Raw genomic sequence first — 13,809 nt, forward strand, 5'->3', positions numbered from 1 at the left:
CCATCACCCGAGGTCAGCCCCCGGAAATCCGGGGTTCCATACACACATTTTGGCCTTTAACCCACAGGTCGCGCCACGAGCGGGTCGCGGACGGGTGAGTGGCCGACCGGCCACGCGGTGCGATGAGGTCCGGATGAGACGATGAACCCCGTGGAGATCACCACCGAGGAACAGTTGCGTGCCATCGTCGGCCACCCGCACGAGCAGGTCGTCAAGAAAGTCCTGCCCGAACTGCGGCCGATTCATCTCGACTGGCTGGCCCAGACCCCCATGATCTTTCTGGCGACCTCCGACGTCAGCGGACGCCTCGACGTCTCACCGAAGGGCGATCCGGCCGGCAAGATCGTCCACGTCATCGACCGTAATCGCATCGCGATCCCCGAACGCCCCGGGAACCGTCGTGTCGACGGCCATCTGAACGTCCTCGAGAACCCGCATGCGGGCATCATCTCGATCATCCCCGGGCGAGGCGACACCCTGCGGATCAACGGGGCCGCCCGGATCGTCGACGACGGTGACTATTTCGACGAGCTCGCCGTCAAGGACCAGCGGCCGATCCTGGCGCTCGAGATCGACGTGCAGGAGGTCTTCTTCCACTGTTCGCGGGCGTTCCTGCGCTCCGACCTGTGGCGGCCCGAGACGTGGGCCCCAGACGCCCTGCCGTCGACAGCCAAGATCATCAAGGCGCTCGTCCCCGAGGTCGACGAGGACGAACTGGAGAAGGCATACGCGGACAAGGAGTTCCGCAAACACCTCTACTGAGGGCCGAGCGCCGTTTCCGCAGCAACAACCCGCGCATGGCACGGACTCTTGCTGCGAAACGGGATTCGGTGCGGCGGGCGGGGCTACCGTGGAGCGCATGGCCACCGACAAGTCGATCCATGACCACATCAGTGAACTGATCGCCGAAGAACACGAGCTGCGCAGCCAACTCGGGCGCGGCGAGATCTCTCGCGACGAAGAAAACAGCCGCCTGGCCGACGTCGAGGTGTCGCTGGACCGATGCTGGGATCTGCTACGCCAACGGCAGGCGAAACGAGACGCGGGCTCCGATCCCGACGATGCGGCCGTGCGGTCGGCGGACGTGGTGGAGAAATACCTCGACTGATGGTTGTCCGGTGACGTCGGCATGTCACCTCGGCCGCTGCCACGACCGACCTGGTGGCCGCGAGGAACCAACTCCACGGCAACGGTCACCTCGCTAATCTCGTAGCCGGACAAGGCGCACGGCCGGCGACTGAGAGGTAAGGCGATGGGGCGATACGACGAGGCGTTCACGCAGGCACGCGACGATCGCGAGACGTTCTGGCTCGAGGCCGCCCGAGGTGTCGACTGGACGACTCCGCCGACCCGCGCCCTCGACGACTCGGCCGCACCGTTCTATCGGTGGTTCCCCGACGCCGCCCTGAACACGGCGTACAACGCCCTGGATCGCCACGTCGAGGCAGGCAACGGTGACCGGGCAGCGCTGATCTGGGACTCGGCCATGGTCGGACAGACCCGCACGTTCACCTACACCGAACTGCGCGACGAGGTCGCCCGCTTCGCAGGCGTGTTGGCCGGTCGCGGCGTCGGCGTGGGCGACCGCGTGGTGATCTACATGCCGATGATCCCGGAGGCGGCGATCGCGATGCTCGCCTGCGCGCGGATCGGCGCGGTGCACTCGGTGGTCTTCGGCGGATTCGCGGCACCGGAACTGGCCACCCGTATCGACGACGCCGAACCGGTCGCCGTGGTCACCGCCTCCGGTGGTCTCGAACCCGGCCGCACCGTCGAGTACCTGCCCATGGTGGCCAGGGCGGTGGAGCTGGCGGCGAGTCCGCCGAACACCGTCATCGTCAAGAATCGGCCCGAGATCTCCGGTGCGGCAGCCGATCACGACGGTTGGCTCGATTGGGATGACGCCATTGCGGAGGCCGAGTCGGTGGCACCCGTGCCGGTGGCCGCCACCGATCCGCTCTACATCCTCTACACGTCCGGGACGACCGGAAAACCCAAGGGCGTCGTCCGCGACAACGGCGGTCACGCGGTCGCGCTGACCTGGTCGATGGGCAACATCTACGGCATCGAACCGGGTGACGTGTGGTGGACGGCATCGGATGTGGGCTGGGTCGTCGGCCACTCCTACATCGTGTACGGACCGCTGCTCGTCGGAGCGACGACGGTCATGTACGAGGGCAAGCCGGTCGGTACGCCCGATGCCGGGGCATTCTGGCGGGTCATCGCCGACCACAAGGCCAACGCCCTGTTCACCGCACCGACCGCCATCCGCGCGATCCGCAAGGCCGACCCGGACGCCAGGGAACTGGGGGAATACGACGTCTCATCGCTGCGCACCCTGTTCGCGGCGGGCGAGCGTTTGGATCCGGACACGTTCGAATGGGCGAGCCGTACCCTCGGGGTCCCGGTCGTCGACCACTGGTGGCAGACCGAGACCGGTTGGGCCATCGCCGCCAATCTGCGTGGCCTGGAGCCGATGCCGATCAAGGCGGGCTCCCCGACGGTGCCGGTTCCGGGCTACCGGGTGGGTGTCGTGGACGCCGAGGGACGACGTCTGTCCGCGGGGGAGGAGGGCAACATCGTCATCGAATTGCCCTTGCCGCCAGGAACTCTCGCCGGACTCTGGCGCGACGAGGAGCGATATCGCAAGTCGTATCTGGCCGCCTTCGACGGCTACTACCTGACCGGTGACTCGGGTTACCTCGACGACGACGGTTACGTCTTCGTCCTCGGTCGCTCCGACGACGTCATCAACGTTGCCGGACATCGCCTGTCGACGGGCAGCATCGAAGCCGTCGTCGCGTCCCATCCGGCGGTGGCCGAGTGTGCGGTCATCGGCATCCACGACGACCTGAAGGGCCAGCGGCCGAGCGGCTACGTGGTACTCAAGGCCGGCGTCGACATCGAGCCGGACACGCTGCGCGACGAACTCGTCGCCATGGTGCGCAACGAGATCGGTGCGGTCGCCACCTTTCGCGATGTGACCGTCGTGCCCGCGCTGCCCAAGACTCGTTCGGGCAAGATCCTGCGCAAGACGATGCGGCAGATCGCCGACCACGAGGACTACACGGTGCCGTCGACGATCGAAGACCCCGATGTGTTGAGCGACCTGGCACGACAGCTCGGGAGCTGACCCGTCAGCAGGCCGGGCACGCTGCCGCGAGTTCTGTCAGGCCGCCGGGTGGTGCGCAGCACGTTCTGCGGAATCGGGGGCGCCATCGCCGTCGGCCACGCGGAGATGACGAAACTCTGACAGATCGCGCGCAACACTGTCGGCGCCAGACTGCCTGGAGCACCATCGGTGCATGGTCGACTCCAGCGCACCCCTCGAGCCAGCGGTCGGAATCATCGGCGGCACCGGACTGTACCGCTTCTTCGGCGATCGCGACGACAGTGAAGAAGTCCGTGTGGACACACCGTTCGGCTCGCCGTCGGCGCCGCTGCGAATCGGGCAGGTCGGCGACCGGCGGGTGGTGTTCCTGCCGCGTCACGGCGTGCACCACGAGTACCTGCCGCACCAGGTCCCGTACCGTGCGAACTTGTGGGCCCTGCGATCGATGGGGGTCCGAAAGGTGTTCGCCGCCTGCGCAGTCGGCGGTCTGCGCCTCGACCACGGCCCGGGAACGATCGCGGTACCCGACCAACTGATCGATCGCACCACCCGGCGCGACCAGACGTTCTTCGATCGTCCCGACCGACTCGGCGCAGACCGATCACCCGAGGCGCCGGTCCACGCGCAGTTCGCCGATCCGTACTGTCCGGGATTGCGCCACGCCCTCACCGGAGGGGCCGGGGTGGTCGACGGTGGCACGTTGGTGGTGATCGAGGGACCACGCTTCTCGACCAGGGCGGAGAGCCGCAGCTTCGCGCGTGACGGCGGCACACTCGTCAACATGACCGGTCAGCCCGAGGCGGTGCTGGCCCGCGAGCTCGCGATGTGTTACGCCACAGTCTGTTTGGTGACCGACCTGGATGCGGGCGTGAGTCCCGGCGAAGGTGTGTGCGCCGACGACGTCTTCGCCGAGTTCGGCAGGAAACTTCCGGAACTCGTGACGGTACTCCGCGACGCCGTGACGCGCGTCGATCCTCTCGGTGATTGTCGATGTGCGCCCGACGGTCATCTGTCAGCCGAATTGTTCACCGCCGCGCACACGGCGGGTGTGCCCGCATGACGCGTGTGCTCGTGACCGGTGCCGCGGGGTTCGTGGGCTCGGCGATCACGACCGCGCTGCGCCGAGCGGGACACGACGTGGTCGGGGTGGACGCACTGATCGCCTCGGCGCATCCACCGGATGCGCAGGTCCCCACGGGCGTACACCGAGTGGATGTCGCCGACCAGTCGCGCATGCGCGAGATCCTGCGCGGCGTGGACGTGGTGTGTCACCAGGCTGCGATGGTCGGAGCGGGTGTGAACGCTGCCGACTCGCCACACTTTGCACGTGAGAACGACTGGGCCACAGCCTGTTTACTTGCGACGATGGCAGAGGTCGGGTGCCGGGACCTGGTGCTGGCGTCCTCGATGGTGGTGTACGGACACGGCTCGTACCGCACCACCGACGGCAGGGCGGTGGCGCAGGTGCCCGAGCGTCGACATGACGATCTCGTGGCCGGCCGGTTCGATCACACCGACGCCGACGGCCACACCCTGCGCTGGACCCTCACCACCGAAGACGCGCCGTTCGCCCCGAGCACCTCGTATGCCGCGAGCAAATGTGCGCAAGAGCATTTCGCGAGAGCATGGGCACAGCAGAACGACGGGTCGGTACTGGCGCTGCGCTACCACAACGTGTACGGCCCCTTGATGCCGCGCGACACCCCGTACGCGGGCGTCGCATCGATCTTCCGGTCGCGATTGGCGGCCGGGCTGGCGCCCGTCGTGTTCGAAGACGGGAACCAGATGCGCGACTTCGTACACGTCGACGATGTGGCGCAAGCGAATCGACACGCAGTCGAGAACCTGGTGGCACGGGAAACCCGCGGATTCGCGGCCCTCAACATCTGTTCCGGATGGCCGGTGTCGATCGGAGAGGTCGCCCGGATACTGTCGGCGGCGCTGGACGGGCCCGAACCGGTCGTCACCGGCGACCACCGGCGCGGCGATGTGCGGCACGTGGTGGCCGACCCGACCGCCGCCGCCGACCACATCGGTTTTCGCGCCGCGATCGACCCGCACGACGGAATCCGCCGATTCGCGTCCGACCCGCTGCGCGCCTCGACGTCCGGTCAGCCTGCCGCACCGACCAGCGGGAGCGTCACCTCGAAACGGCTGCCCGAATCGGTGTTGGACGCGACGATCGATCCGGCATGGGCATCCACCAGTCCTTGAGCGATGGCCAGCCCGAGTCCGGCGCCCGCCGGGACGGCATCGCCGCCGGCAGGCGTGCGAGCCCTGTTACCTCGATACGAGGTCTCGAAGATCCGTTCCAGATCCCCTTCGGGGATGCCGACGCCGGTGTCGTCGACACGAAACCACGCGTGACCGTCGTCGCTTCCCAGCGCGATCAGGATCGTGCCGCCGGGCGGGGTGTGGGCAACCGCGTTGACCAACAGGTTGGTGAGAATCCGCGACAGTGCGGAGGCGCTCCCGCGGACCGTGACGGGTTCGGGCGGACACGAGACGTCCAGTGCCACCTCGGCTCGTTCCGCGAGCGTGCTCGTGGCCGCCGCCACCTCGTCGATCACCTCGCGCACGTCGAGGTTCTCCATGTCGAGGGTCAGGGCGCCCGCATTGATGCGGGCCATCTCGAAGAGGTCATCGACCATCCGCGCCAACCGCACCGTGTGTCGGTCGATCTGCATGGCGAACGACGCCACGTCGGCCGGATCGGTCACGACCCGGTCGCCGAGTGCCTCGGCCATCGCCTTGATGTCAGCCAACGGGGTGCGGAGATCGTGGCTTACCCAGGCAATCAACTCCCGCCGCGACTGCTCGGCGGCACGTTCCTGGTCGCGCATGTGACGCTCCCACACGGTGCGGCGGGCCTGGAAACGACCGAGCCACAAGGCCGCCGGAATGGTCACCAGGGCAACAGCGGCGAGCACCGCCCCGGTGCGCCAGATGTCGCCGGTGAACATCATTCCGCTGACCCCGAACACCCCGACGAACGTGGCGGCCAACGGGATCAGCACCATCACCACCATGCTCAACAGCAGCGACGCCCGGCGCATCCAGATCAGGAGCAGCCCACCGGCGAGGACCACGGGCGCGGTCCACGCGAGGGCGAGCAGCAGGATTCGTAGGTTCTCCGAGTTCATCCCGATCCGTTCACGCCGACGGATCGTCCGTGTCGGGTCGGGTCGACCACCGATAGCCGCGGCCCCAGACCGTCTCGATCCGGGCGGCATCACCGAGCTTGGCTCGTAGCCGTTTGATGTGCACGGTCACCGTCGACAGATCTCCGAACTTCCAGCCCCAGACCCGTTCGAGCAACTCGTCGCGGGCGAACACGGTGTCGGGGTTGCGCAGGAAGAAGACGAGGAGATCGAACTCGCGCTTGGTGGTCGACACCGCATGCTCACACACGCGCACCTCGCGCGCGGCGAGGTCGGCGACGACGTCGCCATCGGTCAGTGTTCCGCGGACCGGTTCGGCAGCCGCAGCCGTCGACCGTCGCAGTACCGACTGCACCCGCAGACTCAACTCTCGGGGGCTGAACGGTTTCGCGACGTAATCATCGGCGCCGGACTCCAGGCCGAGGACACGGTCCTCGGCCTCACCGAGTGCGGTCAACATGATGACCGGCAGGTCCCCGTGGACACCCCTGCGGATGTTCCGGCACACGTCGATGCCGTTCCCACCGGGCATCATCACGTCGAGGATGGCCAGGTCCACGCGGCTGCGCTCGATCTCGTCGAGCGCAGCCGACCCCGAACCCACGACGACGACCTGCATCCCGTCGCGCTCGAGGTAGCGCCGCACCACGTCGGCGACGACGGGATCATCGTCGGCGACCAGGATGTTCATCACCTCAGCCCACTCCCATCTCACCAATACGTCAACACCAGATGATTCACGGCGAGTGCGAGTATGGCCTGGGCGCACAGCCAGACGCGCGCGCCCCGCGCCGGCAACAACGCGGTGCTCACCATCACCCAGACACCGAACGGCAGCCAGATGCGTTCGGTCTCGGCCTTGCTCAAGGCGCTGACGTCCGCGGCGAGAATGGCGAGCAGTCCGGCGATCGCCAGGAGCACGACGGGATCGCGCCACCGGCGGGCCGCGACGACGCGACCGATCCCTGCCGCGCCGGCAGGCCCGACGGCGAAGACGGTCGCAGCGAGGTTCGCCCACATCCAGTAGGTCGCGGGACGCAGCGAGGCGATGCCCTGGTAGTAACGTTCCACCACCAGCAGGTATCCCTCGAACCACCAGAACCCGAAGGCGCGGAACACGCCGACGACCGCCAACGCGGACGGGATCGCCCAGATCAATGGTCGGGCCGTGCGTGCCGCCAGCAGCACCGCCATCGCGACGACGCCGATCAGGACCAAGCCGTAGTTGCAGAAGATCGCCCAACCGAGGAGCAGTCCCCCGAGGATTGCGAACACCGCGGACCGGAGCCGCTGCTGTCGCGACGCGGAGGTCGCGATCGCGACACACGCGACACCCCATGCGGCGACACCCATGAAGTACCCGTCCGCCGACACGCCGACCCACACCAGACCGGGGAACAGGGCCAGGAACGGAGCACAGCGGCGTGCTGCGGCCTCGGCGTCCAGATGGCGCAGGGTGACGAGCACCGCGACCAGACCACTGCATCCGACGAGGACACACCATGCGCCTGCCCACGCGCCGCCGCCCAACCCGATCCGGTCCAGCCAGACGAACGTGAGGAGTGCGCCGGGCGGGTGGCCCGACACGTGGGTGGTCCAGGAGTCCGGTTGGTGATCGAGAATCCTGCCGGCGAACGTGTCGAGCATTCCCGGAACACTCTGCACCCCCGGGACTTCCGACAGATACTCATCCGGCCGGACGAGTCGTCCGGCGAACCCGCGCTGCCAGCCGTCGACCAGCGCCAGGCTCATCGTCCACGCGACCGAGGTGAGCCACAGGATCGCGAGCAACACCGACCATCGGAGGCGATGTGCCCAGCGCGGCAACCAGATGATCGCCGCGACCGCCACGGCGATCGCCGCGATCGTGCCCGGTCCGGTGTGCGGGTCCCATTGCGCGAACAACGGTGCGGCGCGGGCAAAGATCCGTCCACGCAGACCTTCTCCGGCCATGACCGGGACGGCGACGGCGAGCACGACGAGGGCGACGGCCCCGGACACCCAGGCGATGTCGGTGCGCGTCAGCGTTCGGCCCGACCGTGAGGGCGTATCGAGACCGTCTGTCTGCTGCGTCGTCGTCGGTGTTCCCACCTGATCGACGGTAGGGGCGGATCGGGCATGGCGACATGGGTCGGGACACGACGTCACACTTCCGTCACCGCCAGAAGTCTTCCGTCGTGTCCGCGCCACTCCTAGCGTGGTGGCCATGACCGGTCTCGACGTATCCGTCGTCATTCCCTGCCGTGACGAGTCAGGTGCGATAGCTGCTGTGGTGCAAGACATTCCTGATGGATACGAGGTGATCGTGGTCGACAACGGATCGACCGACGGCACCGGCGAGGTCGCCGCCGCGGCAGGTGCCCGGGTGATCGTCGAACCGCAACCCGGGTACGGCGCGGCGGTGCACGCCGGGGCGTCGGCGGCCGGCGGCACCGTCGTGTGCACCATCGACGGAGACGGCTCCATGTCTCCCGCGGATCTGCCGAGACTGGTCGAATGCGTCTCCGCCGGAGCCGATCTGGTGGTCGGTGCCCGTCGGCCGACCGACCGGAAGGCGTGGCCGGCCCACGCGCGGATCGGGTCGGTGTCGGTGGCGTGGTGGCTGCGCCGACAGCACGGTCTGCCGGTCACCGACATCGGACCCATGCGCGCCATCCGGCGTGATCAGCTGCTCGGACTGGGCATCCGCGATCGAGGATCGGGCTATCCGGTCGAGTTGTTGGTCCGTGCTGCCCGTGCCGGGCTGCGCGTCGACGAGCTCACCGTGGATCACGCGCCGCGACTGGCCGGTCGCTCCAAGGTCTCCGGTTCGGTCATCGGTTCCGTGCGTGCGGGGCGGGACTTCTTGCTGGCGCTGTCATGAGCGGGATGACCGACGGACGACGTGACGACGAGGTCGTCCTGGTCGTCGCGAAGGCACCGGTTGCAGGGCAGGCCAAGACCCGGCTCATCCCGAGATACGGTGCGCAGACCGCGGCGGCGCTCGCGGGAGCCGCCCTGATCGACACGGTCCGGACGGCTCGTGCCAGTGGTGCTCGGGTCGTCGTCGCGCTCCGCGGACGCATTGCCGATGCCGCCGATGCGCAGCGGCTCGACGACGTGCTGACCGAGTGCACGGTGATCCGACAGCGCGGCAACGATTTCGGGGAGCGCCTGACCAATGCGCACCTCGACGTCGCGGCAGATGGGGCGCGAAAGGTCATCCAGATCGGCATGGACACACCGCAGATATCGGTGGCGGATCTGCGGGCAGGGCTGCGGGCAACACGTCCGGGTACTGCGGTGCTGGGCCCGGCGTACGACGGTGGATGGTGGGCTGTGGGGTTGTACGGTGGCCGTGGCGCGGAATCGATTGCCGCGGTGCCCATGTCCCGAGAGGACACCGGTGAGCAGACCGCGGATTCGTTGCGGGCGGTCGGGCTCGACGTTCGTCGGATACGGGCGCTCGGCGACGTCGATCGGCCCGAGGACGTGGACGTCATTGCTCGGCAATGCGGTCGGCACAGTGAGTTCGCGGCCCTCGCACAGCGATGTTCACCAGGACGGAACTGCTGATGTCGGTCTCGGTGTGGTCGGGTTTCGGTGAACCGGGCGGGGCTGAACCCGACGGGGCTGAACCGGGCTGGGGCGAACCGGGCGGGGCTCAACCGGGTTGGGCTGAACCGGGCGGGGGGAGCATGCGGCGCTCGCACCACGACGTGGCCCTTCGCGGGGATGACTGTCGATTGCGTCTCGCCGACGGTACGGTCCGGGATCTGCCCGTGACGAGATGGCACGGGCGGTCCGGTGTGCGCTCGGACGCCTGGTTCGACGAGACGCTGGTCGGACGATGCGACGGGCCCACCATCGATCTCGGTTGTGGTCCAGGACGTTTCGTCGCCGCTTTGGCGGCACGCGACGAGGTGGTGTTGGGTATCGACCATTCCCGGCACGCCGTGGCCGCGGCACGACGGCAGGGCGCATCCGTGCTGTGCCGAAGCATCTTCGAGCGGTTACCCGGTGAAGGGCGCTGGCACCACGTCCTGCTGATCGACGGGAACATCGGTATCGGTGGTGAGCCCGACCGGGTCGTGAATCGTGCCGCGGCCCTGGCCGACCCGCTCGGAGTGGTGCATGTCGAGATCGATTCGGACATCGACGACGTGCTCTGCGAGTCGGTGCGGATCGAAACCGACCGGTACACCGGTCCGTGGTTTCCATGGGCCAGGGTCGGCCGCTCGGGCATCGAGGAGATCGGGCTGCGTCACGGGCTCGCGGTCCGGGCCGTGTGGTCGGTGGCCGAGCGTACGGTGGCGGAGTTGGTACGGACATGACGTCGATCGGCGCGGGGGCCCGAGCACAGATCACGCAGCGGCGTGGGCGTGCTACCCGCGTCGGTGCCGGCTTGGCGGTCTGCTTCGTCGTCTGTTTCGTCACCGGTCTGGTGAGTCACGCGATCCAGCACCCGCCACAGTGGTTCGCCTGGCCGTCGACGCCGGTCTGGTTGTACCGGGTGACCCAGGGCGTCCATGTCCTGACCGGGATCGCCGCGATCCCGCTGCTTCTGGTGAAGCTCGGCGTCGTCTACCCGAAGTTGTTCGAGCGCCCGCTCATCGGCGGCCCGGGCCGGTTGCTGGAACGACTGTCGATCGCCGTGCTGGTCTCGGCGAGCGTGTTCCAGCTCGCCACCGGACTGCTGAACATCGCACAGTGGTACCCGTGGCGGTTCTTCTTCACCACCACCCATCACGCCATGGCGTACATAGCGGTCGGCGCTCTGCTGGTGCACGTCGCGGTGAAACTACCGGTCATCCGTGAGGCGATCGGCGAGCAGCCGGCGGCGGCCGCCCCGCCCGCACGACCGGAAGACCGGGGCGTCGACCGGCGCACCCTGCTGGTGGGGGCCTGGGGAGCCGCCGGGCTTGCGGTCGTTGCGTTCGCCGGTCAGACCGTGCCCTGGTTGCGATCTGTGGCGATACTGGCGCCTCGCAGCGGTGACGGTCCCCAGGGGTTGCCGGTGAACCGCACCGCCGACCAAGCTGGCATTCGCTCGACCGCGACATCGGCGGACTACCGCCTGTCGGTTATTGGCGGCGAACGGGTGGTGACCATGGATCTCGACGTCCTGCGCGGCCTGTCCCAGCACGAAGTGTCCTTGCCGATCACCTGCGTCGAGGGATGGAGCGTCTCGGCGACCTGGACCGGGGTGCGTCTCCGTGACCTGATCATGGCTGCCGGTGCCACCACCGACACACCGGTTCGTGTGGTGTCCCTCGAACGCGGTCCGTACGCCGTCAGCACGGTGCCGGCAGCGCATGTCGCCGACCCGCGCACGCTCATCGCGTTGCGGTTGCACGGCGAGGATCTCGACCTCGACCACGGTTACCCGTGTCGGCTCATCGTCCCGAACCTCCCCGGCGTCATGCAGACCAAATGGGTGAGCAGAATCGAGGTGATGGGGTGACGGCCACCATGATTCGGATGATCCTCGTTGTCCTGGGATGCGCGGCCATCGTGCGTGGCGCGGCGTTGGTGTGGTCGTTCGCCGGGCGGGATCAGGCATCGATCGTCGTCTGGCTTGCCGCCGGACTCCTGCTCCACGACCTCGTCTTCGCGCCGCTGTGTGTGTTCGTCATCTGGGCAGCGCGCCGGGTGATCCCGGCGGATCTGCGCACACCTGTGTTGATCGCCTTGGCCTACACGAATCTGCTTCTGTTGCTGGCCCTTCCGGTCATATGGCCTCGCCCGGCAGCCGACCGACCCGACAATCCGACCGTTCTCGACCGCCCTTTCGGTTGGGGATTGACCGTTGCTGTCGTCGCGGTATGGGCGGTGACCGCACTCGTGATCGTGACGAGAAGGCGCCGGCGGGGCAGAGCGCAGGTGTGACCCGGACTGCCGCTCACCGAACCCGGAGGCGGACTTGTCCTGTTTCCCGGTATAGGGTGTCGGGTGGGTGATGGATCTCGCCCGGGCGCCGGCCGTCGCGGCCGCAGTCCGAACCGCCGAGGACGGCTGATGGTTCCTGTTCCTGGCTTTGTCGTGACTGCCGGAAGGGACTGGGAGTATGCCTGATCGATTCTCCGACCACGTGTCGCCCGACGACGCGCACACCGAACTCCCGCTGGACCCGGACACCCCATCCCGTGCCCCGCATCTGCGCCCGATGGCCCTGATCTGGGTGTTCGTGGGCGGGATCGTCGGAACCGGGCTGCGCTACTGGTTCGAAGAGCTGTGGCCGACCGGCAGTGCGCAGTGGCCGTGGGCGACATTCCTGATCAACCTCTCCGGAGCCTTTGTGCTCGGTGCCCTGCTGGAAGGGCTGGCACTCGCGGGCAGCGACGACGGATGGCGGCAGCGCATCCGATTGCTGTTCGGGACCGGGCTCTGCGGGGCCTTCACGACCTACAGCACCTTTGCGCTGGAGGTCAGCCTGCTCGGGCGCGATGGTGCCGTTCTGATGGCGATCGCGTATGCGTTGATCAGCGTGGTGCTCGGGATGGTCATGGCGTGGGCGGGAATCGCGGTCGCGGGCAGAGCGCTGCGACGGCTGGGGAAGGTCGCATGATCGCGCTGGCGGTGATGGTGGCGGGCGCGCTGGGAGCGGTGACGCGGTTCGTCGTCGACGGTGCGGTCAAGCGGCGATGGCCGACGACGTTTCCGTGGGCCACGTTGCTGATCAACGTGACCGGATCGTTTCTGATCGGGGTACTCGCGGGTGCCGTGATCTTCCATGCGGCACCCGAGGAGTGGAAAGCCGTCCTGGGGACGGGTTTCTGCGGTGGTTACACCACGTTCAGCACCGCGAGTTTCGAGACCGTGAGGTTGGCAGAGGGAAGACAGTCGGTCACCGCGGTGACCTACGCTGTGGCCTCGGTGCTGAGCAGTGTGCTCGGCGCCACGGCCGGACTCGCGGTGGCGTGGGCGTTGTGATCGTGGTGCCGATCGACGAGTGGGGCGACGAAAGGTGTTGACATGAACGGAGAGTCGTCACCGTCCACACCGAATGCGGATGGGCCGCTGCGGCGGACGGTCGCAGGCCCGGCGCCGTCACGGCGTCCGCTGGCCAGTCTGGTGGTCGGGTGGGACGGGAAACCCGACAGCACCGCGGCGATCAGGTTCGCGGTGGACCTGGCGCATCGGTTGACCGCGCATGTCCACGTGGTCCACATCGTCGATCTGGACGACATGCCCATCGACCCGGACGCACCCGACTGGGGCGAACAGATGCAGGCAACCATCCGCGGCGAGGCCGCCGCGGCGCGGGAACTCCTCGATGAACTCGCCGCTTCCTGGACCTATCACAGCGGTCACGGTGACCCGGCGCAGTTGCTGGCCACGGTCGCGGATCGGTATTCGGCGTTGATGGTCGTGATCGGCAGTCCCCGAGGCGGATTGCTCTCGTACCTGGACTCGATGTTGCGGCAGTCCGTCGCCCAGCAGATGATCGGCCACCGCAAGACACCGTTGCTCCTGGTGCCGGCCGATCACCCCGGAGACGTTTTCGGCACAGCCTGATCGGGTCGCCACGGCCGGCGTGGCGACCCGATCATTGCT

At 67.9% G+C, this 13,809-nt stretch carries 16 protein-coding genes and 1 riboswitch; of the genes, 13 read left to right on the plus strand and 3 right to left on the minus strand.

Translation table 11 applies throughout. The features are described from left to right. Positions 1-150: 150 nt before the first annotated feature. The 5 genes from AAFP35_RS21995 (at position 151) to AAFP35_RS22015 (ending at position 5,326) form a co-directional block, all read left to right on the plus strand. Positions 151-762 (plus strand): MSMEG_1061 family FMN-dependent PPOX-type flavoprotein, encoded by a 612-nt coding sequence (locus AAFP35_RS21995; protein ID WP_419223791.1) that lies wholly within the window; start codon positions 151-153, stop codon positions 760-762. 97 nt (positions 763-859) lie between these two features. Continuing rightward, positions 860-1,108 carry a DUF2630 family protein gene (locus tag AAFP35_RS22000; protein WP_419223792.1) on the plus strand — a complete coding sequence of 83 codons (249 nt, stop codon included), beginning with the start codon at positions 860-862 and terminating at the stop codon, positions 1,106-1,108. Between the two features lie 144 nt (positions 1,109-1,252). Beyond that, positions 1,253-3,133 (plus strand): propionyl-CoA synthetase, encoded by a 1,881-nt coding sequence (locus tag AAFP35_RS22005; protein WP_419223793.1) that lies wholly within the window; start codon positions 1,253-1,255, stop codon positions 3,131-3,133. A gap of 172 nt (positions 3,134-3,305) precedes the next feature. Then, positions 3,306-4,172 (plus strand): S-methyl-5'-thioadenosine phosphorylase, encoded by an 867-nt coding sequence (locus AAFP35_RS22010; RefSeq protein WP_419223794.1) that lies wholly within the window; start codon positions 3,306-3,308, stop codon positions 4,170-4,172. Further along, positions 4,169-5,326, plus strand: coding sequence for an NAD-dependent epimerase/dehydratase family protein (locus AAFP35_RS22015; RefSeq protein WP_419223795.1), 1,158 nt, complete (start codon positions 4,169-4,171; stop codon positions 5,324-5,326). The genes AAFP35_RS22010 and AAFP35_RS22015 overlap by 4 nt, the downstream gene beginning before the upstream one ends. On the opposite strand, the gene AAFP35_RS22020 is transcribed toward AAFP35_RS22015, so the two are convergent. From AAFP35_RS22020 to AAFP35_RS22030, 3 genes are read right to left on the minus strand one after another with little or no spacing between them, the layout of a single operon-like run. After that, entirely contained in the window at positions 5,224-6,255 is a 1,032-nt protein-coding gene (locus AAFP35_RS22020; RefSeq protein WP_419223796.1) for a sensor histidine kinase, read from the minus strand. The genes AAFP35_RS22015 and AAFP35_RS22020 overlap by 103 nt on opposite strands. A gap of 10 nt (positions 6,256-6,265) precedes the next feature. Continuing rightward, a complete protein-coding gene (locus tag AAFP35_RS22025; RefSeq protein WP_419223797.1) occupies positions 6,266-6,964 on the minus strand; it encodes a response regulator transcription factor in 699 nt (232 codons plus the stop codon). A 20-nt stretch (positions 6,965-6,984) separates the two neighbouring features. Then, positions 6,985-8,364, minus strand: coding sequence for a hypothetical protein (locus AAFP35_RS22030; protein WP_419223798.1), 1,380 nt, complete (start codon positions 8,362-8,364; stop codon positions 6,985-6,987). A gap of 115 nt (positions 8,365-8,479) precedes the next feature. Between AAFP35_RS22030 and AAFP35_RS22035 the strand changes: the two genes are divergently transcribed. From AAFP35_RS22035 to AAFP35_RS22070, 8 genes are all read left to right on the plus strand, one after another. Continuing rightward, complete coding sequence (locus AAFP35_RS22035; RefSeq protein ID WP_419223799.1) at positions 8,480-9,136, plus strand: glycosyltransferase family 2 protein; 657 nt, start codon at positions 8,480-8,482, stop codon at positions 9,134-9,136. Between the two features lie 5 nt (positions 9,137-9,141). Next, on the plus strand, positions 9,142-9,828 hold the full coding sequence (locus tag AAFP35_RS22040; RefSeq protein ID WP_419223800.1) for a TIGR04282 family arsenosugar biosynthesis glycosyltransferase: 687 nt from the start codon (positions 9,142-9,144) through the stop codon (positions 9,826-9,828). 206 nt (positions 9,829-10,034) lie between these two features. Continuing rightward, positions 10,035-10,586 (plus strand): methyltransferase domain-containing protein, encoded by a 552-nt coding sequence (locus AAFP35_RS22045; RefSeq protein ID WP_419223801.1) that lies wholly within the window; start codon positions 10,035-10,037, stop codon positions 10,584-10,586. Beyond that, a complete protein-coding gene (locus AAFP35_RS22050; protein WP_419223802.1) occupies positions 10,583-11,716 on the plus strand; it encodes a molybdopterin-dependent oxidoreductase in 1,134 nt (377 codons plus the stop codon). Before AAFP35_RS22045 ends, AAFP35_RS22050 begins: the two co-directional genes overlap by 4 nt. A gap of 17 nt (positions 11,717-11,733) precedes the next feature. Next, complete coding sequence (locus tag AAFP35_RS22055; RefSeq protein WP_419223803.1) at positions 11,734-12,141, plus strand: hypothetical protein; 408 nt, start codon at positions 11,734-11,736, stop codon at positions 12,139-12,141. 57 nt (positions 12,142-12,198) lie between these two features. Further along, a riboswitch (Fluoride riboswitch) is annotated at positions 12,199-12,287 on the plus strand. 32 nt (positions 12,288-12,319) lie between these two features. Further along, on the plus strand, positions 12,320-12,820 hold the full coding sequence (gene crcB / locus AAFP35_RS22060) for a fluoride efflux transporter CrcB (protein WP_419223804.1): 501 nt from the start codon (positions 12,320-12,322) through the stop codon (positions 12,818-12,820). Further along, the gene (gene crcB / locus AAFP35_RS22065; RefSeq protein ID WP_419223805.1) at positions 12,817-13,185 is read left to right on the plus strand and encodes a fluoride efflux transporter CrcB; all 369 of its coding nucleotides are present in this window, start codon (positions 12,817-12,819) and stop codon (positions 13,183-13,185) included. The genes crcB (AAFP35_RS22060) and crcB (AAFP35_RS22065) overlap by 4 nt, the downstream gene beginning before the upstream one ends. Before the next feature lie 42 nt (positions 13,186-13,227). Further along, complete coding sequence (locus AAFP35_RS22070) at positions 13,228-13,770, plus strand: universal stress protein (protein WP_419223806.1); 543 nt, start codon at positions 13,228-13,230, stop codon at positions 13,768-13,770. Positions 13,771-13,809 lie beyond the last annotated feature (39 nt).

The organism is Gordonia sp. CPCC 206044 (assembly GCF_048537895.1).
GTDB lineage: Bacteria > Actinomycetota > Actinomycetes > Mycobacteriales > Mycobacteriaceae > Gordonia.

What these genes read in the sequence shown, in the direction of transcription:
- AAFP35_RS22000 (WP_419223792.1), top strand. Translation starts at nt 860, where the DNA reads ATGGCCACCGACAAGTCGATCCATGACCACATCAGTGAACTGATCGCC.
- AAFP35_RS22005 (WP_419223793.1), top strand. Translation starts at nt 1,253, where the DNA reads ATGGGGCGATACGACGAGGCGTTCACGCAGGCACGCGACGATCGCGAG.
- AAFP35_RS22010 (WP_419223794.1), top strand. Translation starts at nt 3,306, where the DNA reads ATGGTCGACTCCAGCGCACCCCTCGAGCCAGCGGTCGGAATCATCGGC.
- AAFP35_RS22015 (WP_419223795.1), top strand. Translation starts at nt 4,169, where the DNA reads ATGACGCGTGTGCTCGTGACCGGTGCCGCGGGGTTCGTGGGCTCGGCG.
- AAFP35_RS22020 (WP_419223796.1), bottom strand. Translation starts at nt 6,255, where the DNA reads ATGAACTCGGAGAACCTACGAATCCTGCTGCTCGCCCTCGCGTGGACC.
- AAFP35_RS22025 (WP_419223797.1), bottom strand. Translation starts at nt 6,964, where the DNA reads ATGAACATCCTGGTCGCCGACGATGATCCCGTCGTCGCCGACGTGGTG.
- AAFP35_RS22035 (WP_419223799.1), top strand. Translation starts at nt 8,480, where the DNA reads ATGACCGGTCTCGACGTATCCGTCGTCATTCCCTGCCGTGACGAGTCA.
- AAFP35_RS22040 (WP_419223800.1), top strand. Translation starts at nt 9,142, where the DNA reads ATGACCGACGGACGACGTGACGACGAGGTCGTCCTGGTCGTCGCGAAG.
- AAFP35_RS22050 (WP_419223802.1), top strand. Translation starts at nt 10,583, where the DNA reads ATGACGTCGATCGGCGCGGGGGCCCGAGCACAGATCACGCAGCGGCGT.
- AAFP35_RS22055 (WP_419223803.1), top strand. Translation starts at nt 11,734, where the DNA reads ATGATCCTCGTTGTCCTGGGATGCGCGGCCATCGTGCGTGGCGCGGCG.
- crcB (WP_419223804.1), top strand. Translation starts at nt 12,320, where the DNA reads ATGCCTGATCGATTCTCCGACCACGTGTCGCCCGACGACGCGCACACC.
- crcB (WP_419223805.1), top strand. Translation starts at nt 12,817, where the DNA reads ATGATCGCGCTGGCGGTGATGGTGGCGGGCGCGCTGGGAGCGGTGACG.
- AAFP35_RS22070 (WP_419223806.1), top strand. Translation starts at nt 13,228, where the DNA reads ATGAACGGAGAGTCGTCACCGTCCACACCGAATGCGGATGGGCCGCTG.